The 19,672-nt window shown below is 61.6% G+C and carries 24 protein-coding genes; 10 read left to right on the forward strand and 14 right to left on the reverse strand.

Annotated features, from left to right (window positions below):
* On the reverse strand, nucleotides 1-897 hold the full coding sequence (locus K3557_RS17105; protein WP_259989243.1) for a cation diffusion facilitator family transporter: 897 nt from the start codon (nucleotides 895-897) through the stop codon (nucleotides 1-3).
* Nucleotides 898-919: 22 nt separating this feature from the next.
* Nucleotides 920-1,687, reverse strand: coding sequence for a sulfite exporter TauE/SafE family protein (locus tag K3557_RS17110; RefSeq protein WP_259995208.1), 768 nt, complete (start codon nucleotides 1,685-1,687; stop codon nucleotides 920-922).
* Between K3557_RS17110 and K3557_RS17115 the strand changes: the two genes are divergently transcribed.
* From K3557_RS17115 to K3557_RS17130, 4 genes are all read left to right on the forward strand, one after another.
* The gene (locus K3557_RS17115) at nucleotides 1,572-1,829 is read left to right on the forward strand and encodes a hypothetical protein (RefSeq protein ID WP_259999719.1); all 258 of its coding nucleotides are present in this window, start codon (nucleotides 1,572-1,574) and stop codon (nucleotides 1,827-1,829) included. The genes K3557_RS17110 and K3557_RS17115 overlap by 116 nt on opposite strands.
* A 3-nt stretch (nucleotides 1,830-1,832) precedes the next feature.
* A complete protein-coding gene (locus K3557_RS17120) occupies nucleotides 1,833-3,518 on the forward strand; it encodes an acyl-CoA dehydrogenase family protein (RefSeq protein ID WP_259995209.1) in 1,686 nt (561 codons plus the stop codon).
* 174 nt (nucleotides 3,519-3,692) lie between these two features.
* Nucleotides 3,693-4,376 (forward strand): SGNH/GDSL hydrolase family protein, encoded by a 684-nt coding sequence (locus tag K3557_RS17125; RefSeq protein WP_259995210.1) that lies wholly within the window; start codon nucleotides 3,693-3,695, stop codon nucleotides 4,374-4,376.
* A 224-nt stretch (nucleotides 4,377-4,600) separates the two neighbouring features.
* Nucleotides 4,601-4,993, forward strand: coding sequence for an META domain-containing protein (locus K3557_RS17130; protein ID WP_259995211.1), 393 nt, complete (start codon nucleotides 4,601-4,603; stop codon nucleotides 4,991-4,993).
* Here the strand turns inward: K3557_RS17130 and recO are convergent.
* The 3 genes from recO to era form a co-directional block, all read right to left on the reverse strand.
* Nucleotides 4,977-5,702 carry a DNA repair protein RecO gene (gene recO, locus K3557_RS17135; protein ID WP_259995213.1) on the reverse strand — a complete coding sequence of 242 codons (726 nt, stop codon included), beginning with the start codon at nucleotides 5,700-5,702 and terminating at the stop codon, nucleotides 4,977-4,979. The genes K3557_RS17130 and recO overlap by 17 nt on opposite strands.
* Before the next feature lie 69 nt (nucleotides 5,703-5,771).
* Nucleotides 5,772-6,101, reverse strand: coding sequence for a DUF1491 family protein (locus K3557_RS17140; RefSeq protein WP_259995215.1), 330 nt, complete (start codon nucleotides 6,099-6,101; stop codon nucleotides 5,772-5,774).
* 88 nt (nucleotides 6,102-6,189) lie between these two features.
* Nucleotides 6,190-7,095, reverse strand: coding sequence for a GTPase Era (gene era / locus K3557_RS17145; protein WP_259995217.1), 906 nt, complete (start codon nucleotides 7,093-7,095; stop codon nucleotides 6,190-6,192).
* A gap of 200 nt (nucleotides 7,096-7,295) precedes the next feature.
* Here era and K3557_RS17150 point away from each other — a divergent pair, with 200 nt between their 5' ends.
* Nucleotides 7,296-8,675: a multicopper oxidase family protein gene (locus tag K3557_RS17150; protein ID WP_259995219.1), complete on the forward strand. Its 1,380-nt coding sequence runs from the start codon at nucleotides 7,296-7,298 to the stop codon at nucleotides 8,673-8,675.
* 4 nt (nucleotides 8,676-8,679) lie between these two features.
* Here the strand turns inward: K3557_RS17150 and rnc are convergent, their stop codons facing one another.
* From rnc to folK, 9 genes are all read right to left on the reverse strand, one after another.
* Complete coding sequence (rnc, locus tag K3557_RS17155) at nucleotides 8,680-9,357, reverse strand: ribonuclease III (RefSeq protein WP_259995221.1); 678 nt, start codon at nucleotides 9,355-9,357, stop codon at nucleotides 8,680-8,682.
* On the reverse strand, nucleotides 9,354-10,190 hold the full coding sequence (lepB, locus tag K3557_RS17160; RefSeq protein WP_259995223.1) for a signal peptidase I: 837 nt from the start codon (nucleotides 10,188-10,190) through the stop codon (nucleotides 9,354-9,356). The genes rnc and lepB overlap by 4 nt, the downstream gene beginning before the upstream one ends.
* Before the next feature lie 58 nt (nucleotides 10,191-10,248).
* Complete coding sequence (acpS, locus tag K3557_RS17165) at nucleotides 10,249-10,680, reverse strand: holo-ACP synthase (RefSeq protein ID WP_259995225.1); 432 nt, start codon at nucleotides 10,678-10,680, stop codon at nucleotides 10,249-10,251.
* Complete coding sequence (locus tag K3557_RS17170) at nucleotides 10,677-11,096, reverse strand: ABZJ_00895 family protein (RefSeq protein ID WP_259995227.1); 420 nt, start codon at nucleotides 11,094-11,096, stop codon at nucleotides 10,677-10,679. Before K3557_RS17170 ends, acpS begins: the two co-directional genes overlap by 4 nt.
* Before the next feature lie 7 nt (nucleotides 11,097-11,103).
* Nucleotides 11,104-11,850, reverse strand: coding sequence for a pyridoxine 5'-phosphate synthase (locus K3557_RS17175; RefSeq protein WP_259995228.1), 747 nt, complete (start codon nucleotides 11,848-11,850; stop codon nucleotides 11,104-11,106).
* A gap of 105 nt (nucleotides 11,851-11,955) precedes the next feature.
* Entirely contained in the window at nucleotides 11,956-12,597 is a 642-nt protein-coding gene (locus tag K3557_RS17180) for a DUF2062 domain-containing protein (protein ID WP_259989215.1), read from the reverse strand.
* Between the two features lie 43 nt (nucleotides 12,598-12,640).
* Complete coding sequence (locus K3557_RS17185; protein ID WP_259989214.1) at nucleotides 12,641-14,788, reverse strand: bifunctional (p)ppGpp synthetase/guanosine-3',5'-bis(diphosphate) 3'-pyrophosphohydrolase; 2,148 nt, start codon at nucleotides 14,786-14,788, stop codon at nucleotides 12,641-12,643.
* A gap of 36 nt (nucleotides 14,789-14,824) precedes the next feature.
* Entirely contained in the window at nucleotides 14,825-15,178 is a 354-nt protein-coding gene (rpoZ, locus tag K3557_RS17190) for a DNA-directed RNA polymerase subunit omega (RefSeq protein ID WP_129369324.1), read from the reverse strand.
* Between the two features lie 84 nt (nucleotides 15,179-15,262).
* Entirely contained in the window at nucleotides 15,263-15,841 is a 579-nt protein-coding gene (folK, locus tag K3557_RS17195; protein ID WP_259989211.1) for a 2-amino-4-hydroxy-6-hydroxymethyldihydropteridine diphosphokinase, read from the reverse strand.
* 137 nt (nucleotides 15,842-15,978) lie between these two features.
* On the opposite strand from folK, the gene K3557_RS17200 reads away from it, so the two are divergent.
* The 5 genes from K3557_RS17200 to rnhA all read left to right on the forward strand — a co-directional run bounded on the left by K3557_RS17200 (nucleotide 15,979) and on the right by rnhA (nucleotide 19,672).
* Complete coding sequence (locus K3557_RS17200) at nucleotides 15,979-16,548, forward strand: NYN domain-containing protein (protein WP_019296609.1); 570 nt, start codon at nucleotides 15,979-15,981, stop codon at nucleotides 16,546-16,548.
* Between the two features lie 387 nt (nucleotides 16,549-16,935).
* The gene (ispH, locus tag K3557_RS17205) at nucleotides 16,936-17,886 is read left to right on the forward strand and encodes a 4-hydroxy-3-methylbut-2-enyl diphosphate reductase (RefSeq protein ID WP_259995230.1); all 951 of its coding nucleotides are present in this window, start codon (nucleotides 16,936-16,938) and stop codon (nucleotides 17,884-17,886) included.
* A 102-nt stretch (nucleotides 17,887-17,988) separates the two neighbouring features.
* Nucleotides 17,989-18,603 carry a LysE family translocator gene (locus tag K3557_RS17210; protein ID WP_259995232.1) on the forward strand — a complete coding sequence of 205 codons (615 nt, stop codon included), beginning with the start codon at nucleotides 17,989-17,991 and terminating at the stop codon, nucleotides 18,601-18,603.
* A gap of 18 nt (nucleotides 18,604-18,621) precedes the next feature.
* A complete protein-coding gene (locus K3557_RS17215; protein ID WP_259995234.1) occupies nucleotides 18,622-19,215 on the forward strand; it encodes a class I SAM-dependent methyltransferase in 594 nt (197 codons plus the stop codon).
* Complete coding sequence (gene rnhA, locus K3557_RS17220; RefSeq protein ID WP_134830827.1) at nucleotides 19,208-19,672, forward strand: ribonuclease HI; 465 nt, start codon at nucleotides 19,208-19,210, stop codon at nucleotides 19,670-19,672. The genes K3557_RS17215 and rnhA overlap by 8 nt, the downstream gene beginning before the upstream one ends.

A 19,672-nucleotide genomic window follows, 5' to 3' on the forward strand; every position in this document is an offset into this window, starting at 1 on the left:
TCAGCGCGGCGTGATCCCGGCAGGTTCCAGCTTGGTCTCAGGCTCCACGTGAATCACCGGCTGCGCGTCGGGAAAGGCCTTGCGCAACGCGCCTTCCACCCGGTCGCAGATGTCATGCGCTTCCTGAACAGTCATGCTGCCGTTGACAACCATGTGGCACTCCACAAACAGCGCCCGGCCTGCGCGGCGGGTTTTAAGGCCATGCACCTGCAACGCTCCGGCGGCCGAACTGTGGATGATTTCCTCGACCTCCGCACGTTCTCCTTCGGGGGCGGCGGTGTCCATCAGCCCGTTCACCGATGCGGCAATCACCAGCCAGCCTTCGCGCAGGATATTGACCGCAACCAGCAGCGCCAGCAGCGGGTCGAGCACAGCCCAGCCGCTGGCCAGTGCCAGCACCAGGCCCAGCAACACCCCTGCCGACGTCCAGACGTCGCTCATCAGGTGCCGCCCGCCGGCAGACAGCGCCGGTGAATGCAGCCGCCTGCCCGCCCGTAACAGCACCCGCGCCCAGGCCAGGTTCACGCCCATTGCCATGGCATTGACCACCATGCCCGCCGTGCCCCACTCGGCGGCGGCAGGCCGGCCCAAGGCATTCACGGCTTCATGCACGATGACCAAAGCGGCGATGACAATCAGGATGCCTTCGGCCACAGCAGAGAAGTATTCAGCCTTATGATGGCCAAAAGGGTGGCCCGCATCCGGCGGCCGCTGGGCATAACGCACGGCAAACCAGGCCATCACTGCGCCGCCGATATTCACCAGCGACTCCAGCGCATCAGACAGCAGCGCAACTGAGCCTGTCATCACCCATGCCGCCGTCTTCAGCCCCATAACCGCCAGCGCGATCAGGATAGAGCCTGTTGCCAGCTGCCCGGCACTTAGCCGTTGATGCATGATCTCATCCTCCGGCCCCTGGTCACATCAGCAAGCCGCGGCGCAGCAGGTTAACCCCCGCAATCAGCAGAACCACAAGTGTTGCGCGGCGGAACAGCACCTGATCGATCCGGTCATGCAACAGACCGCCGATCCACATGCCTGCCACTGCCGGCACAATCAGCACCAGCGAGAAGGGCGCAGTTTCAATCCGCATCACGCCGGATCCAATATGTGCGACCAGAAGCGCCACCGCGCCAAGGCCATAGATCACTCCTTGCACCCGGATCTGCTCTGTTTTTTCAGTATTCAATGCGGTCAGATAGGCGACCGTCGGCGGCCCCCAAACTCCGGAGACACCGCCAATCAGCCCGGCGATGCCGCCCACCATGGCCTCGCTGCGGCGGGAGGGATAGGTGATGGTGAATGTCTTGCCCGTCAGCTGGATACAGGCAAAGACCGTAACCGGCAGGCCGATCACCAAAAGCAGCGCCTGCTGCGGCAGCAGCCGCACTGATTGGGCGCTCAGGAGCAGGCAAACGAGACCTATCAGCAGGAATACCCGGAACTTGCGGATCGAGGCCATCGCCGCGTCCGGCCCCTGGCGCAGCGCCTGCATGCCGTTTGTCACCAGGGTCGGCAGAATCAGCCCCGCCAATGCCAGATCCGGAGCCAGAAACAAGCTGAGACCCGAAATGAAAATCATCGGCATGGCAAAACCAACCAGGCCTTTAACAGTGCCTGCCAGCAGCGCGATGACAAAAGCCGCTGCCAGCTCTGCCGGGGAAAGGAGTGAAAACAATGCAGTCATATCTCCGCTGTACCACATCCGGGCCGTGCTGCACGGGCAAAATCAATACGCAACATTTGATCTAAACGCCACACCTGTGAGTATTTTTGTTGCGCTGCACCTGCAAAATGATTTACCACCGGGCGACCGAAGAAGGATCTGATTCATGGCTCATGACGGACAGGACTTGCAGATGAAACCGACACTCATTCCCGACCTGCTGGCACTGACCGGCGCCGCACTGGAACCGCTGGACCAGCTGCTTGAGGCCGCTCGCGCCTCGGTCAAGGACATGGTGAGCGAAGAGGGCCGGGTCTCCGGCCGCCTGATCGAGGAAAACCAGGTTGCCGCACATGGCCTGTCGTGGCTGGCAACCTATGTCTACAGCCTGCGGCAGATGCAGAAATGGGCCGAAAAGCTGCAGGCCGAGGGCAAGTTAAGCGAATTGGATCAGCTGATCCATCAGATCGGTTTCGGCGAATACCTTTGGCAGGTCTACGGCGGCATCCAGATGAACCAGGGCGAGATTGTCCGCCTGCAGGATCTGGGCCTCTCCCAGGACGCGCAGCGCGGGTTGATGGTGCCTGCAGTGATGACACTGTGCGAGCAAGGCAACAGCCAAGCCGCCCGTACCCGCCTCGTGGAACTGATGGAAGAGCAGGCCGGCGCCACCATGTTCGGCGCTTCAGGCCTGGAAGAAGAACTGGAAATGATCCGCGACCAGTTCCGCCGCTATGCGGTGGAGAAGGTAGAGCCGCACGCCCATGACTGGCACCTGAAGGACGAGCTGATCCCGCTCAGCGTGATCGAAGAGCTGGCCGAGATGGGCGTATTCGGCCTGACTATCCCCGAGGAATACGGCGGATTCGGCCTGTCCAAGGCGTCGATGGTGGTGGTTTCGGAAGAACTGTCGCGCGGCTACATCGGTGTCGGATCACTTGGCACCCGTTCGGAAATTGCAGCCGAGCTGATCCTGTGCGGCGGCACCGAGGAGCAGAAAGCCAATTGGCTGCCCAAGCTGTCCAGCGCCGAGATCCTGCCCACCGCCGTGTTCACCGAACCGAACACCGGTTCCGACCTCGGTTCCCTGCGCACCCGGGCTGTGAAGGATGAAAACGGCGACTATAAGATCACCGGCAACAAGACTTGGATCACCCATGCCGCCCGCACCCATGTGATGACCCTGCTTGCACGCACTGATCCGAACACCACGGACCATCGCGGCCTGTCGATGTTCCTGGCAGAGAAGACACCCGGCACCGATGAGGCACCGTTCCCGACCGAAGGCATGACCGGCGGCGAAATCGAAGTTCTCGGCTACCGGGGCATGAAGGAATACGAGCTGGGTTTCGACAACTTCCACGTGAAGGGCGGGAACCTTCTGGGCGGTGAGGAAAACAAAGGCTTCAAACAGCTGATGGAGACCTTTGAATCGGCCCGCATCCAGACTGCGGCCCGTGCAATCGGCGTGGCCCAGTCGGCACTGGACATCGCCATGCAGTACGCGCAGGACCGCAAGCAGTTTGGCAAATCGCTGATCAAATTCCCGCGTGTGTCCGGCAAGCTTGCAATGATGGCGGTGGAAATCATGATCGCCCGCCAGCTGACCTATTTCTCGGCCTGGGAAAAAGACCACGGTCACCGCTGCGACCTGGAGGCCGGAATGGCCAAGCTTCTGGGTGCCCGGGTCGCCTGGGCCGCCGCGGACAACGGGCTGCAGATCCACGGCGGCAACGGGTTTGCGACAGAGTATAAAATCTCCCGCGTGTTGTGCGACGCCAGGATCCTGAATATCTTTGAAGGCGCGGCAGAAATTCAGGCTCAGGTTATCGCCCGCCGCCTGCTGGGCTGAACCGGCTGAAAGCAATTCCTACGGGAGCAATCCTGTTCAGGCCCGGCGTTTACGCCGGGCTTATTGCAACCGCAGCCCGTCCAGAGTGCGTTCACGCTGCAACCAGCGCACGGAATAAGACTGTTTCCAATCCTGGTTATTCGATCTTTCATCAATTGTGGTTAACAAGAGTCCATGACACTCTTTCGCTGCTTCCTGCTTCCCTTGCTGTTTTTGTTTTCCGCCTGTGCCGGTGCCGTGCCGCCGGAACAATCCCCCCGCATCCTGGCGATGGGGGATTCCCTGCTGGCCTGGCACAGCCTGGCAGGTAAATCCATCGCAGACACCGTTGCCCGCGAGTTGCAGGAACCAGTTGTTGACCGCTCTGTCTCGGCCGCGCGGATTATCTACAAGCTGCCGATTTCAGGCGCGGCAGGGATGCAGATCCGCAAACAGTACAAGCCCGGAAAATGGGACTGGGTGATCGTGAATGGCGGCGGAAATGATCTGTGGCTCGGCTGCGGCTGTTTTGCCTGCAATCGGAAACTGAACAAACTGGTTTCCCCCGATGGACGCAAAGGTGCGATTCCGGGCATGCTGTCAGAACTGCGCGCAACCGGTGCCAAGGTGATCTATGTCGGCTATCTGCGCAGCCCCGGCACCGGCTCGCTGATTGAGCACTGCCGCGACGAAGGAAACGAGCTGGAATCCCGCATCGAACGGCTGGCCGCGCTGGACACAGGCATTCATTTCCTGTCGCTCAAAGATTTGGTGCCCTTCGGCGACCGGTCTTATCACGCGCTCGACATGATCCACCCGTCGGTAAAGGCCAGCGACGAGATCGGCCGCAAGGTGGCCGAAATTATCCAGGCAAATTAGGCGGCCCCTCCCGCCCCTTCAGATGCGTTCTTGGAATGCACTTTCTGCGCTGTTGCGCCCGGGCCCGGCCCGCGCCGCGCATTGCGCGGCGCCACGCCCAACGGGAGCAAGGCATTTTCAATGCCGCCGCAACGGGCGGGAGCCGTCACTTTTTCAGGGCGAGGCCTTGCATTTTCTGCCCCCTCTTGGCCAGAGTGTACAAATTACTTCAATTGGGAAAGCCGGTGCCGCGCGTCGCTTGGATCTGTTCGCTGCTGTTTGCCAGTGCCTGCACCGGCGACGAAACGCTTTCAGCTTACGGTGCGGCGGGAAAGGTCTGGCACCTCTCCAGCATTGATAATGCAGCCTATCCCGCATTTGCCTGGCTGACCTTCCCGGAACCTGGAAAAGTCGCGGGGCGGGCACCCTGCAACAGTTTCCAGGGCACTCAGACGGCGCCTTACCCCTGGTTCAGCGCTGAGACGCTTACTACTGCACGCGCTGCCTGCCCGGAACTGACACTCGAAGCCGATTTCCTGCAGTCCCTTCAGAAAATGACGCTGGCCGAGGTTTCCGGCGATGTGCTGATCCTCAGCAACGGCCAGGGACGCGAGATGCTGTTCACAGCCGGCGGATGAGCAGGTCCGTCAGCCGCCCCCGCGCCTCCGGCACTGGCTGATTGCCCAAAGACGGCGCCAGATGTGCGTCCAGAAAATAGCCGGTGGTGCGCAGCGCCTGCACAATTTCCGCATCCTCTGCGCTGCCCCGCCCCAGCATCACCGGCGGCAAAGGCAGCAGCCGCTCCGCCCAGCCTCCGGCGCCTTCACGTGAAACAGCCCGGCCAGATTTCGGTGACACATAACACAGGGCGCTGCCACTGCCGGTCACGGCGCAGGCTGTCAGATCGAGGCCAAACCCCATCTCCTCCAGCAGCGCCAACTCCCAGCGCAGATAGGCAAGCGGCCAGAGATCTTCATTACCCAAGAGATCCAGCAACCGTTCACTGCGGGTATAGAGGTCAGGATGCGGCTCACGCTCTGGGAGGCAGAAGGACAGCAGCGCTGTCACCGCATTAAGGCCGGCCAGCGCCAGCCTTCCGGACATCGCAGCTGCAGCACGGCTGCGTAAAGGCTCAGCGTGATAGCTGCCCAGATGGTCCTCCAGCCGTGCTCTCCAGGTCAGGTCCAGCTGCGCACCAGGCTGCAGGATCGGTGCCAGCTTGCGGCTGGCACCACCGCGCACCATGCCCGCGTGGCGGCCATGCTCTTCTGTAAAGACGTCGATGATGGCCGCGTTTTCACCGTGGCGGCGCACTGAAAGCAATATGCCGTGATCACGCCACTCCACTGGCGGCCCTCACTGTTGTTCTGGCAGCCTCAGCAGACCGCATTGCGGTGCGTTCCGCAAGCGTCAAGACTATTCCAGCCCAGGCTCGTCCAGCAGATGGCGTCCAGCCCGGTCTTCGACCTCAATAACCCAGAGGTCGGGATCAAACGACCGCTGGCGCAGGATAGAAGTGTCGACCTCAGCCTCCGGCCCGGCTGAAAGCCCATCCCATTTGCGCGCGCCGCTCATCAGATCATAGGTGCGGTGGAAAGCGCGTGCCTGACCGTCCAGTGTGTTGAGTTTCACCAGTACGGCACCCGCCGTGTCGTCACCATGTGACGTTACAAAGGCAGGGATTCCCATCAGCCGCAGCCGGGCCAGATAGGCCTGCACCCAGAATTCAGCAGTAAGGCGGTTCATGCTGCGCGTTTTCCGGCGGTGCCGCCGGTTGAACGCACGGGAGCCTCCGGCGGGAGTATTTTCACAAAGGTGAAACGCATGGGCAGCTTCAATTGCCGTCTTTGAAGTCGAGGCCCATTTCGGAATAGCGCTCGGCTTCTTCCAGCCAATTCGGGCGCACCTTCACCTGCAGGAACAGATGCACCTTGCGGTCCAGGAATTCTTCCAGCTCAGCGCGGGCCGCTTGACTGACCGCTTTGATCGTCTCGCCCCGTTTGCCCAGAATAATACCCTTATGCCCGTCGCGCACCACGTAGATCAATTGATCCACCCGGGCTGAGCCGTCCTTGCGTTCTTCCCAATTCTCGGTTTCGACCGTCAGCTGGTAGGGCAGTTCCTGGTGCAGGCGCAAAGTCAGTTTTTCGCGGGTCATTTCTGCCGCGATCATCCGCATCGGCAGGTCGGCGATCTGATCCTCGGGGTAAAGCCAGGGGCTTTCCGGCAGTTTGCCCGCCAGCCACTGGCGCAGGTCATCCACACCATGGCCGCGCTCGGCCGAGATCATGAAGGTTTCGGCAAATGTGTAGCGGCTGTTCAGATTCTCAGCGAGGCCCAGCAGCTTTTCCGCAGGCACCCTGTCAATCTTGTTGATGGCCAGCGCCACTTTGCGGCCAGTGCCGATTTCTTCAAGCCCGTCCAGAATGGTTTCGACGCCTTCGGTGATGCCCCGGTGCGCCTCGATCATCAGCACGACGACATCTGCGTCCGCAGCGCCGCCCCAGGCGGCCGCGACCATAGCGCGGTCCAGGCGGCGGCGCGGCTTGAACAGGCCAGGGGTGTCGACGAAAACCAGCTGTGCGTCACCCTCCATCGCCACGCCGCGGATCCGGGTGCGGGTGGTCTGCACCTTATGGGTCACGATCGAGACCTTGGCCCCGACCATACGGTTCAGAAGGGTCGATTTGCCCGCGTTGGGCTCTCCGATCAGGGCAACGAATCCGGCGCGTGTGGTCATCTGTACTGGTCCTGTTTGCAGAGTAGACCCCCTACAGGATTTTACCCACAGGGGCCAGAGGCGTTTTCAACGGGGACCCGGCACCTTCCGCAACCTTGCCCTATGTCAAAGACCTGTGGCAGATCCAATGTGACAACCGCAGCGCCGAGCCATTCCGCGAGCCAGGCTTTTCATGACATTTTTCCTTGGGGAGGCTTCCGATGAGACGCCGAGATTTTCTGCTTGGGTCTGCTGCGACGGCAGGGGTGATGGGCGCCGCGTCCTGGGGCGGCGCCCGCAGCACCGTACAGCAGCTGACCATCCAGACCGCCCGTTTTGCCTTTCGCGAAAGACCGACCGACGGGCTGGTGAGCCTGCTGCCGGATGCGCCGCCGCCGGTTCTTTACGGAACCCAGGGCGACCCCATGCACCTGCGGGTGGTCAACGGCACCGAAGATTACACCGCGATGCACTGGCACGGGCTGCGGATCGCCAACGCAATGGACGGGGTGCCCTATCTGACCCAGATGCCAATCGCGGGCGGAGAGGCGTTTGACTATGATTTCACCCCGCCGGACGCCGGCACCTACTGGTATCACCCGCATTGCATGACCATGGCGCAGATGGCGCATGGGCTGACCGGGGTGATGGTAATCAGGGAAGCAGAGGATCCCGGTTTCGACGGTGATCAGGTGATCAACCTGCGCGACTTCCGGCTGGATGGGAATGGCGGCTTCCTGCCTTACTACACCGCCCGCGGCGCGGCCCGCGGCGGAACCCACGGCAATGTGCTGACCGCTAACTGGCTGCAGGCGCCGGTTTACGATCATCCAGCCGGCGGGCTGGTGCGGTTGCGGGTGGTGAACAGCGACACCACACGGATCTACAAGCTGCATCTCAGCACCGGTCAGGCAAGGATTATCGCTTGGGATGGGCATCCCGTAGAAATTGACGTTCCCCTGCCGTCTGTTGACGAACCGCTGCTGATCGGCCCCGGCCAGCGGGTGGATTTAGCGGTGCGGATGCCAGCAAGCGAGGGGCAGACGGCGGATCTGCTGGCAGAGCTGCCAGGACAGCCCACCCGCACCATGGCGCAGCTGCGATCCGTTGGTGGGGGCCTCGGACGTGACCTGCGGGATCTGAAGCCGCTGGCTGCCAACCCCGTTTCACGTCCAGACCTCTCAAGCGCCGAGATGCTCGACTTTGTCTTTGGCTGGACGCCAGAGGGCGGGCCGCCGAATGACGGCTATTGCGGTTCCTTGGGATACAGTTTCTGGTCGATCAACCGCACGCCCTGGGCTGGAGATGCGGCCAAGGGCACCGGACCGTTGGCGACCCTGAAGCGCGGCAAAAGCTATGTGCTGCGGCTGAGGAATGAATCGCCGAACCTGCATCCGATCCATTTGCACGGGCTGGCGTTCATCCCGATCCGCTCAAACTTGCGCAGGCTGCCGCCGCTGGTGACGGACACTTTGCTGCTGCTGAAGGATGAGGTGGCCGAGATCGCGCTGGTCGCCGACAATCCAGGCGACTGGGCGTTCCATTGCCATGTGATCGAACATCAGAAAACCGGTCTCGCGGGCTATATCCGCGTGACCTGAGTGTTCAGCCGAGCTGTTCCAGCAGAGCTTTGGCGGCGGCCTGTTCGGCCTGCCGTTTAGAGCCTGCGGTGGCTTGTGCTTCGGTGCCGTCCTGCAGCCGCGCTGCGATAGTGAAGACCGGTGCGTGATCAGGGCCGCTGCGGGACACTTCGACATAGTCCGGCGGTTTCTGTCCGCGTGCCTGTGCCCATTCCTGCAGCGAGGTCTTGGCGTCGCGCGCATCGCTTTCGACCTGATGAACACGGCGGCCCCACAGACGCAGGATCATCTCTGCTGCGGCCTCAAAGCCTGCGTCTTTGTAGACTGCGGCAATCACCGCCTCCATCGCGTCGCCCAGCAGCGCCTGCTTGCGCCGGCCGCCAGACATCATCTCCGACCGGCCCAGTTTCAGTACTGCACCCAGGTCGATTTCAGCGGCAACATCCGCGCAGGCTTCCTTGCGCACCAGCGCATTGAAACGCGGCGCCAGCTGGCCCTCGGTGGCGGTCTTGTCATGCTCCAGCAGAGCCGTTGCCATCACCAGCCCCAGCACCCGGTCACCCAGGAATTCCAGCCGCTGGTTGTCCTTGCGGTTGGGCGAGGACACTGACGCGTGGGTCACGGCGCGCTGCAACAGGTCGGGGCGGGCAAAGCGATGCCCGATCCGGTCTTCAAACGCGCGCAATTCCTTGGACAGCTTCACTGGATCCCCTTGAAGAAACGGTCGCTCCGCCAGGTCCAGAAGTAGAGCATGGACCGCCCGGCTGAGGAGAACATGATCCGGTCGGCCCGGCCGATCAGGTTTTCAAATGGCACAAATCCAACCCCGCCGGCAGACTGCGGCAAGCGGCTGTCTGAGGAATTGTCCCGGTTGTCGCCCATAAAGAAGTAGTGGCCTTCCGGCACCTGGTAGACGCCGGTGTGATCCATGCCCTGATTGGTGATGTTGAGCACAATATGCTCATTGCCGCCCGGCAGGGTTTCCAGTTTCCGCGACTTATTGCAGACGGCCCCCTGGCCCACCGGTGCGTTTTCGCATCGCGGGAAGGAGCCCTGCGGCCCCTGGCGTTCCATTACTTCCTCAAAATCGCCGGCATCCTGCAGTTTCACTGCTTCGCCGTTGATGAACAGCACGCCGTTCTTCATCTGGATCTTGTCACCCGGCAGACCGATCAGCCGTTTGATGAAGTCATTGCTGTTGACCGGATGGCGGAACACCACCACATCGCCGCGCTTGGGCTGGCCGCCCATCAGACGGGTGTTGTCGCCGTCCAGAAATCCGCAGATGTTCTTGGCGTCGATGTTCAGACCAACCGCAGGGATGCGCACGCTGGGACAGGACGCATAAGAATAGCCATAAGCCATCTTGTTCACGAACAGGAAATCCCCGATCAGCAGGGTCTCTTTCATCGATCCGGAGGGGATCCAGAAGGGCTGGAAAAACAGGGTGCGGAAGACACCGGCGATCAGCAGCGCATAGACGATGGTCTTTATCGTCTCGATGATCGAACTGCTGGTCTTTGCTTTGGCCGTCATCAGGCTCTCCGGATTGGAAACAGGGTCCGGCGCTTCATGCGGGCCTGAGGGGGGCAAGTCAAGTTCCGGCGGGCAATTCCGCCGGGTTCGCGGGGATGGGACGCGCCTCGATCACCACAAAGGCCTGTGCCCAGGGGTGGTCATCAGTCAATGTCACGTGGATCACGGCCTTATGGGCAGGGGGCGTCATCTCGCGCAGGCGTTCGGCGGCCCAGCCGGTCACATGCATCACCGGCTGGCCGGTGCGCAGATTGGAAACTGCCATGTCCTTCCAGGCAATCCCCATGCGCAAGCCGGTGCCCAGCGCCTTGGAGCAGGCCTCCTTGGCGGCCCAGCGCTTGGCATAGGTGCCCGCCACGTCGCGGCGGCGTTCGGCCTTCTTCTGTTCGGTTTCGGTGAAAACCCGGTTGCGGAACCTATCGCCGAAACGGTCCAGCGTGCGCTGGATACGCTCAATATTGGCGAGATCGGTTCCAACGCCCAGGATCATTCTTCCAACCGCTTCAACCCCAGCTTGATGCCATGTGCCAGGAACAGGCGGTTGACCATCAGGATCACTGCCAGCAGCAGCAGGAAAATTCCGGCCAGGTAAACAAATGGAATGGTCTCCCGCGCCTCGGCGACCATTGGGGTGTTCCAGTAGAGCGGCAGCTGAATGACGGTCAGCACGGCCACCACCCCAGTCATCGCCGCAGCGTTGATCCAGGCCGATTTACCTGCCAGCGGCGCCCGGGTTGAATGGGCAATTCGGATCCCTTCAAGAACCGCAGCAAACATCGGCGGCAGAACCGTCGCCAGTCCGGCCGGCATACCAACCCCGAACTGTGCAAGCACCAGTCCCAGCAGAAGCATCGCGACAGAGGCCCCCATCCACAGCAGCCCGTAGCGGATCAGATTGACTGGCATAGCCGCGTTACCCCCGTGCATCATCCATCAGCCGGCGCATTTCCTGCACTGCAGGTGTCAGCCCGCGGAACATCGCCTCACCGATCAGGAAGTGGCCGATATTCAGCTCCTTCACCTCTGGAAAGGCCGCCACCGGCTTTACTGTTTCATAGGTGAGGCCATGACCTGCATGCACTTCCAGCCCCAGCGAATGGGCAAAAACGGACATCTCGCGCAGCGCTTCCAGTTCGCGGTCGCGGTCCTCGGCCTTGCCCTCGGCGTGATAGTCGCAATAGGCGCCCGTGTGCAGTTCGATCACCTCGGCGCCGATCCGGTGCGCCGCTTCGATCTGCTTTTTATCAGCTGCAATGAAGATCGACACCCGGCAGCCCGCATCGCGCAAGGGTGCGATGTAATGGGCCAGGCGGTTTTCTTCACGGGCGACTTCGAGCCCGCCCTCAGTGGTGCGTTCCTCGCGTTTTTCCGGCACGATGCAAACCGCGTGCGGCTTGTGGCGCAGGGCGATCATCTGCATTTCCTCGGTCGCTGCCATCTCGAAATTCAGCGGCACGGTCAGCGCTTCCATCAACCCGTCGATATCTGCATCGGTGATATGGCGGCGGTCTTCGCGCAGATGCGCCGTGATGCCGTCGGCGCCAGCCTCCTCGGCCAGCTTCGCGGCGCGGATCGGATCCGGATAGGCACCGCCGCGGGCGTTGCGCACGGTGGCAACATGGTCGATGTTTACGCCCAGGCGCAATTTGTTCTGTGTCATGACAGCTGTCTCATCCGTCTGAAGTCAATGCTTTAACCAAAGACTAGACACCAGTCCGGCAAGAGCAACCCCGCAAGTGATAATAGTACAATCCGGCTGCACGGGTCAGGCGTCAGTCCCGACTTCTGCCCGTTGTTTGATTGCCTCGAACTTCGCCTTGATCTTGGACCGGCGGCGCTGCTGGTAGACGCGGATCACCGGCAGGCTTAGCACATAACAGACCGTGGCGGTGATAATGCCAGGGATGATGCCGCCTATCATGTAAGGGTAGAACACTTCGTTGTAGAACAAATACAGCCCCTGCCAATCGGCTGGCCGGTCGTTGAACAGCGCAATCAGGTTGTCCTTCAGGTCGCCGCCAGCCGCCATGAATTTGCCCATCAGGGATTTGTCGACTTCCTCGTCGAACTCGGTGCCCAGAATCCAATGCCCGGTCTGCAGCGAGGCCACTCCGATCGGCACATAGGTCAGCGGGTTGCCAAAGAAGGTGGCGCTGAGCGAGGCAAGAATATTTCCGTTCATCAGCCGGGAAACGATCGCCGCCACAAGAAAATGCAGCCCGTAAAAAGGCGTGAAGGTGGTGAACACTCCGGCCCAGATGCCGCGGGCGATGCGCTCGGGCGAATCAGGCAGGCGCCGCACCCGGTGCTTTACATACAGGAACGCCCTTCCCCAGCCGCCGCGCGGCCAGAGAAAATTCGCCAGCGCCCGGAGGGGCGGACGTCTGTCCCGGCGCCTGAATACCAAAGCTGTGCGTCCTTCCCAGTTCCCGGCTCAAAATTTCAGCGGCTTATCCCGGAAAATGGCGTTCTTCCGGCTTGTTCCGGAACCGCGCCACCGCGGCAACATCGCTTTCGGCTTCAAGCGTCAGCATCAGCGAGTGCAACTGTTCCACATCCCGCAGCTCCACATTGATCATAAGCCGGTAAAAGTCTGGTTTCCTGTCGACAAATTCAAGGTCCGAGATATTGGCCTTTTTCTCGCCAATCAATGTGCAAATGCGCCCCAGCACACCGGCGTCATTGCCAATAGTCAGTTCAAGCGTGGTTCCATAGGCCGCCGGGTGGGTACCGCTGTGCCACTGCACATCCATCCAGCGTTCCGGCTGGTCCTCGAACTCGCCCAGCTTGTCGCAATCCGCAGCATGCACGACAACCCCGCGGCCGCGGTAGGTAATACCAATGATGCGCTCACCCGGCAGCGGCTGGCAGCAAGGCGCGCGCTCAAAGCTTTGCCCCGGCTCCAGGCCGACCACCGCACGGCGCGGAGATATTTCATCGCCATCGCCAGTGGTGGTCAGTTCCGGATAAACCGATTGCACCACGTCATGCGCGGTGATCTCTGCCGCGCCAAGCCGCGCCAGCAACTCGTTCACCCCGCCTGCCCGCAAGGCGCGCGCTGCGGTTTCCAGCGCTTTGTCGGTGGCTTTCTTGCCGACATGTTCAAAGGCCGAGCGTGCCAGTTCATGGCCCAGCTTCACAAACCGCGCCCGGTCCGCTTCGCGCAGGGCGCGGCGGATCGCAGTGCGGGCCTTGCCGGTGGTGGCAATCTCCAGCCAGCTGACCTGCGGGGTCTGGCCCTCGGCGGTGATCACATCCACAGACTGGCCATTGCGCAGCCGGGTCCACAGCGGCACCCGGATCCCGTCTACCTTGGCACCGACACAGGCATGGCCGATGCGGGTGTGGATGGCATAGGCAAAGTCGATCGGCGTCGCGCCCTTGGGCAGTTTGATCACATCGCCCTTTGGCGTAAAGCAGAACACCTGGTCCGAATACATCTCAAGCTTCACCGCCTCGAGGAATTCGTCGTGATCATCCTCTGCATCGAATTGCTCAGTCAGCGAGGCGATCCACTTGGCCGGATCAACGGCAAAGGGGTTTTCGGTGCGCACACCGTCGCGGTAGGACCAATGCGCCGCAACCCCGGTTTCGGCCACGTCGTGCATCTGCCGGGTGCGGATCTGCACCTCAACCCGCTTGCCGTCGCGGCCCGACACCGTGGTGTGGATCGAGCGGTAACCGTTCGATTTCGGCTGGCTGATGTAATCCTTGAACCGGCCCGGCACCGCCCGCCAGCGTTGGTGGATGGCACCCAGCGCGCGGTAAGCGTCTTCTTCCGACAGGGTGATCACCCGAAAGCCATAAATGTCCGACAGCCGGGAAAAACCCTGATCCTTGGCCTGCATCTTGCGCCAGATCGAATAGGGCTTCTTGGCGCGGCCGAACACTTCGGCCTCGATCCCGGTCTTTTCCAGCTCCAGCCGCATGTCGCCGGTGATCCGGTGGATCACATCGCCGGTTTCGCGCTGCAAGGTCACAAAGCGGCGGATGATCGACTGGCGGCCTTCGGCGTTAAGCACGCGGAAGGCCAGATCCTCCAGCTCCTCGCGCATCCATTGCATCCCCATGCGGCCCGCCAGCGGCGCATAGATGTCCATCGTCTCGCGCGCCTTCTGGGCCTGCTTTTCCGGGCGCATCGCCTTGATTGTGCGCATGTTGTGCAGCCGGTCGGCAAGCTTGACCAGGATAACCCGCAGGTCCTTGGACATGGCCATGAACAGCTTGCGGAAGTTCTCAGCCTGCTTGGTCTCGCGGCTGCTGAGCTGCAGATTGGTCAGTTTGGTGACGCCATCGACCAGCATCGCCACCTCATCGCCAAAACGGCGGGTGACCTCCTCGTAAGAGGCCTTGGTGTCTTCGATGGTGTCATGCAAAAGCGCGGTGATGATTGTTGCATCATCCAGGCGCTGTTCGGTCAGGATGGCGGCAACGGCAACCGGATGCGTGAAATAGGGTTCGCCCGAATGGCGGTATTGCCCTTCATGCATCTGCTCGCCGAATGCATAAGCCTCGGCGATCCTGTCCGCATTTGTCTTTGGGTTGTAGTTGCGGACCAGAGCAAGCAGATCTCCAGCGGAAATATCGGGGGAGTTCATGTCCGGTCCGCAGCCTCAAATTCGTCAGCGTACGCCTCAGCCCTGGCCCTGGGCCTCCATCAGCGCGCGCAGCAGTTTCTCTTCAGACATATCGTCATCGGCGGGCTTGTCGTGATCCGCGCCCATCAGCAGAGCCATCGAATCTTCTTCCGGCTCATCGACTTCGATCTGAGTCTGGTTGCCTTCGATCAGACGCTCACGCAGATCGTCTGCGCTTTGTGTCTCGTCAGCGATTTCACGCAGGGAAACGACCGGGTTTTTGTCGTTGTCGCGGTCCACGGTGATCGGGGCACCAGCCGAGATTTCGCGGGCACGGTGCGCTGCCAGCATCACCAGCTCAAAGCGGTTGGGCACTTTATCGACGCAATCTTCAACCGTCACGCGGGCCATCAGCGACTCTCCATATCATTCCGGGTCCAGAAGGCAGACATTTACGCCCAAACCTTTCCCTTGACAAGAGCGGAAAACACCGCATCACGCGACCAGCAACGGCGTGACCTCTGCCACATCTTCCGGTGGCAATTCCGCCAGCAAACCGGCGGCAGTTTTCTGCAGCACCGGGTGGCGCCAGCGCGGCGCAATATCGCAAAGCGGCACCAGCACAAAGGCGCGGTCCTGAATGCGCGGATGCGGCAGGATCAGCTGCCCTGGCGCCTCCTGCATCTGGGTCTCCAGCGGCAGCCCCTGCCAGCGGGCAAACCCGTCCGCATCCGGCAGCACCGCGCCGCCATGGTCAATCAGATCCAGATCAAGCGTACGCATCCCCCAGCGCTGCTCGCGCACCCGCGCAAACTGCGCTTCAATTTCATGCAAGCGCGCCAGCAGCGCGTGCGCGGACAAGGACGTCTCAACCGCAACCGCTGCGTTCACATAATCCGGCCCGGCGCCCGCCGGGAAACAGGGTGTCTGAAAGAACCGCGAGATGCAGCGCAGCACAACATCATCCGATTGCAAAGCGGCAAGAGCCTTTGACAAGGTGGCTTGCGGCGCATCTGCCTCGACAGGCAGGTTGCCGCCAAGCGCGATGAGCGACGTTTTCCGGATTCCGGCCATTTTTGACCCTATTTCAGAATGGCAGTATACTTGCGGCAGATGACAAATAACTTACATTAAGTCCACCCGTCCCGCTGATTTCAAGCACTCACTCACGGAACACCCGGCCGGGACGGTTATACCGGAAGGAACATTTTATGTTTTATAAAGACGAACGGCTTGCGCTGTTCATAGACGGGTCGAACCTGTACGCCGCAGCTAAGGCGCTTGGGTTTGACATCGACTATAAGCTTTTGCGGCAGGAATTCATGCGCCGCGGCAAGCTTCTGCGGGCCTTTTATTACACTGCCCTGCTGGAGAATGACGAGTATTCACCGATCCGCCCTCTGGTCGACTGGCTGCATTACAACGGCTTCACCATGGTCACCAAACCGGCCAAGGAATACACCGACAGCATGGGCCGCCGCAAAGTCAAAGGCAACATGGATATCGAGCTTACCGTCGATGCCATGGAATTGGCCCCGCGGGTGGACCATATCGTGCTGTTCTCGGGCGATGGCGATTTCCGCCCGCTGATTGCCAGCCTGCAGCGCCAGGGTGTGCGTGTATCGGTGGTGTCTACCATCCGCAGCCAGCCGCCTATGATCTCGGACGATCTGCGCCGCCAGGCTGACAATTTCATCGAGCTGGAAGAACTGCGCGATGTCATCGGCCGCCCGCCGCGTGAGCAAAGCGAACCGCGTTCAGCGACCGCCGCGCACGGCTAAGAAAAACCTGCCGGAACAAGGCGCCTGATGGGGTGGCGCCCTGTTCCGGACAGCGCGTTCCCCTGCCTGATTATTGATCTGGTTGCGGCGGGTTACCCGTATTGTTGCGTGTGGCGCATCCAGCGTGCCGGAAATGCTCTGCATTGGTAGATCCGCCGGCATCAATAAGCTGCTTTGAGCTTGGCCGGGGCTGTCTGAACGGCTGCGCCAGCCTCTGCCTGTTAGAAGCAAAAATTGTCTTTTTCATACAATCACCGCTGTCCGCGCGGCCCGTCCGGCCTTTTTGCGGCCGGCCGCCGCGGCAAGTTCCGCAGGCACCGGCTGCGGCCGCGCCGGCACTGGACCTTGCGGCCCGAACCGCTTACCTCTGGCCGCAAGGAGACGCCAATGACCAAGCCAGCCCTGACACTCTACCTTGCTGCGCCGCGCGGCTTTTGCGCCGGAGTGGACCGCGCCATCAAGATTGTCGAAATGGCGATCGGGAAATGGGGGGCGCCGGTCTATGTGCGCCACGAAATCGTCCACAATAAATTCGTCGTCGACTCGTTGCGCGACAAGGGCGCGGTATTTGTCGAGGAGTTGGACGAATGCCCCGATGACCGCCCGGTGATCTTCTCCGCCCACGGGGTTCCCAAATCGGTGCCTGCCGCTGCCGAAGCGCGCGAGATGATCTTTGTCGATGCCACCTGCCCGCTGGTCTCCAAGGTGCATATCGAGGCCCAGCGCCACGCTGAAGCCGGCCTGCAAATGATCATGATCGGCCACAAGGGCCACCCCGAAACCATTGGCACCATGGGACAGCTGCCCGACGGCGAGGTGCTGCTGGTGGAAACCGTCGAGGACGTGGCCGCGGTGGACGTGCGCGACCCGGATCAGCTGGCCTATGTCACCCAGACCACCCTGTCGGTCGATGACACCAAGGGCATCGTGGCAGCGTTGCACCAGCGGTTCCCGAACATTACCGGCCCGCACAAGGAAGATATCTGCTACGCCACCACCAACCGCCAGGAAGCGGTGAAATCGGTGGCGCCCAAGGCGGATGCCCTTCTGGTGGTCGGGGCGCCGAACTCCTCGAATTCCCGCCGCCTGGTCGAAGTCGGCGCCAAAAATGGCTGCGATTACGCCCAATTGGTGCAACGCGCGGACAACATCGACTGGCGCGCGCTGGAGGGCATCAGCTCGGTTGCCATCACCGCCGGCGCTTCCGCCCCGGAACTGCTGGTCAACGAAGTGATCGACGCCTTCCGCACCCGCTATGACGTGACGGTCGAGGTGGTGGAAACCGCTGTCGAAACCGTGGAATTCAAGGTGCCCAAGGTGTTGCGCGAAACCGCCTGACGAAACGCGGCCGGATTGCGGCGAAAGTCACAGAAAACACACCTGCGCTACGCTAATCATGTTACCCAATAGCACTCGGACATTTTTTCTGGAGCCGCATTGATGATTACTCTGCAATTTCTGATCACCGCCTTTGTTGTTGTCCTCGCCCCGGGTACCGGCGTCATTTACACATTGGCCCTGGGCCTTGGCCAAGGCCGCCGCGCTGCGATCTGGGCTGCGCTTGGCTGCACCTTCGGCATTCTTCCGCACCTGGCTGCTGCGACCCTTGGACTGGCGGCGGTTTTGCACAGCTCGGCGCTGCTGTTCCAGATCGTCAAGGCCGCAGGCGTTGCCTATCTGCTTTATCTGGCCTGGCAGGCCCTGCGCAGCGGCGGCGTCCTGGCCGTCAGTTCAAAGCGTACCAGCCAGCCCGGCTGGACCATCGCCTGGCGCGGAGCGCTGATTAACATTCTGAACCCCAAACTGTCGGTGTTCTTTCTGGCCCTGCTGCCGCCGTTCCTGAGCGGCACCCCCGCCAGCGCAACGCTGGAGATGTCCGTTCTGGGGCTGGTGTTCATGATAATGACCTTCGTCATTTTTGTGTTCTACGGGCTGTTTGCCGCACAGGCCCGCAATTATCTGCTGAACAGCGAGCGGGTGCTGAAATGGATGAGCCGCGGCTTTGCTGCCGTGTTTGCAGGCCTCGCCGCCCGGCTTGCCCTGGAACGCGCCTGAGCCTCCGGAGACCGCAGTATGACCGATTCAGAAACCATCCGCGTCTACGACAGCCGCGCTGCCGATTATGCCGCGCTGACAGATGAGCAAGCGGGAAACGACCCAAGCCTGGCGGCCTTCATCGGAGCCTGCCCCAAGGGTGGCCGGGTGCTTGACCTCGGCTGCGGCCCCGGCACCTCCGCTGCGGCCATGGCCCAATCCGGTCTGCTAGCTGACGCGCTGGACGCCTCTGCAGAGATGGTCGCATTGGCGGGCCAGCGCGCTGGCGTCAACGCCCGCCGGGCGACCTTCGATCAGATCGAAGGCACCGGGGTCTATGATGGCATCTGGGCCAATTTCAGCTTGCTGCACGCCCCGCGCGCCGATATGCCCCGGCATCTGGCAGCCCTCAAGCAGGCGCTGAAACCCGGCGGTGTGTTTCACATCGGCATGAAATTGGGGGAAGGCGAAGCCCGCGACGGTATTGGCCGCCTCTATACCTATTACTCCGAGGACGAACTGGTGCAGCTTCTGGAACAGACTGGCTTTGACGTGAAAACCCGCAAATTCGGCGAGGCTGAGGGCCTGGATGGCACCATGGCCCCCTTCATTCTGGTGACCGCCCATGGCTGAGCTGTTTGCCTATACCGACGGCGCCTGCTCCGGTAACCCCGGCCCCGGCGGATGGGGTGCGTTGCTGCGTGCGATGGATGGAGACACCGTCGTCAAGGAGAAAGAACTGAAGGGTGGCGAAGCCGAAACCACCAACAACCGGATGGAGCTGCTGGCGGCGATTAACGCGCTGGAAAGCCTGGCGCGCCCGTCCACGCTCACCGTGGTGACCGACTCGGCCTATGTGAAGAACGGCGTCACCGGCTGGATCTTCGGCTGGAAGAGAAACGGCTGGAAAACCTCCAGCAAGAAGCCGGTCAAAAACGTCGAGCTGTGGCAGCGCCTGGACGAAGCGCAAGCCCGCCACAAAGTGACTTGGGAATGGGTCAAGGGCCACGCTGGCCACCCGGAGAACGAACGCGCGGATGAGCTGGCCCGCGCGGGCATGGCGCCCTTCAAGAAAAAGAAAAGCGCCTGA

Source organism: Leisingera sp. M523 (assembly GCF_025141335.1).
Classification (GTDB): Bacteria; Pseudomonadota; Alphaproteobacteria; order Rhodobacterales; family Rhodobacteraceae; genus Leisingera.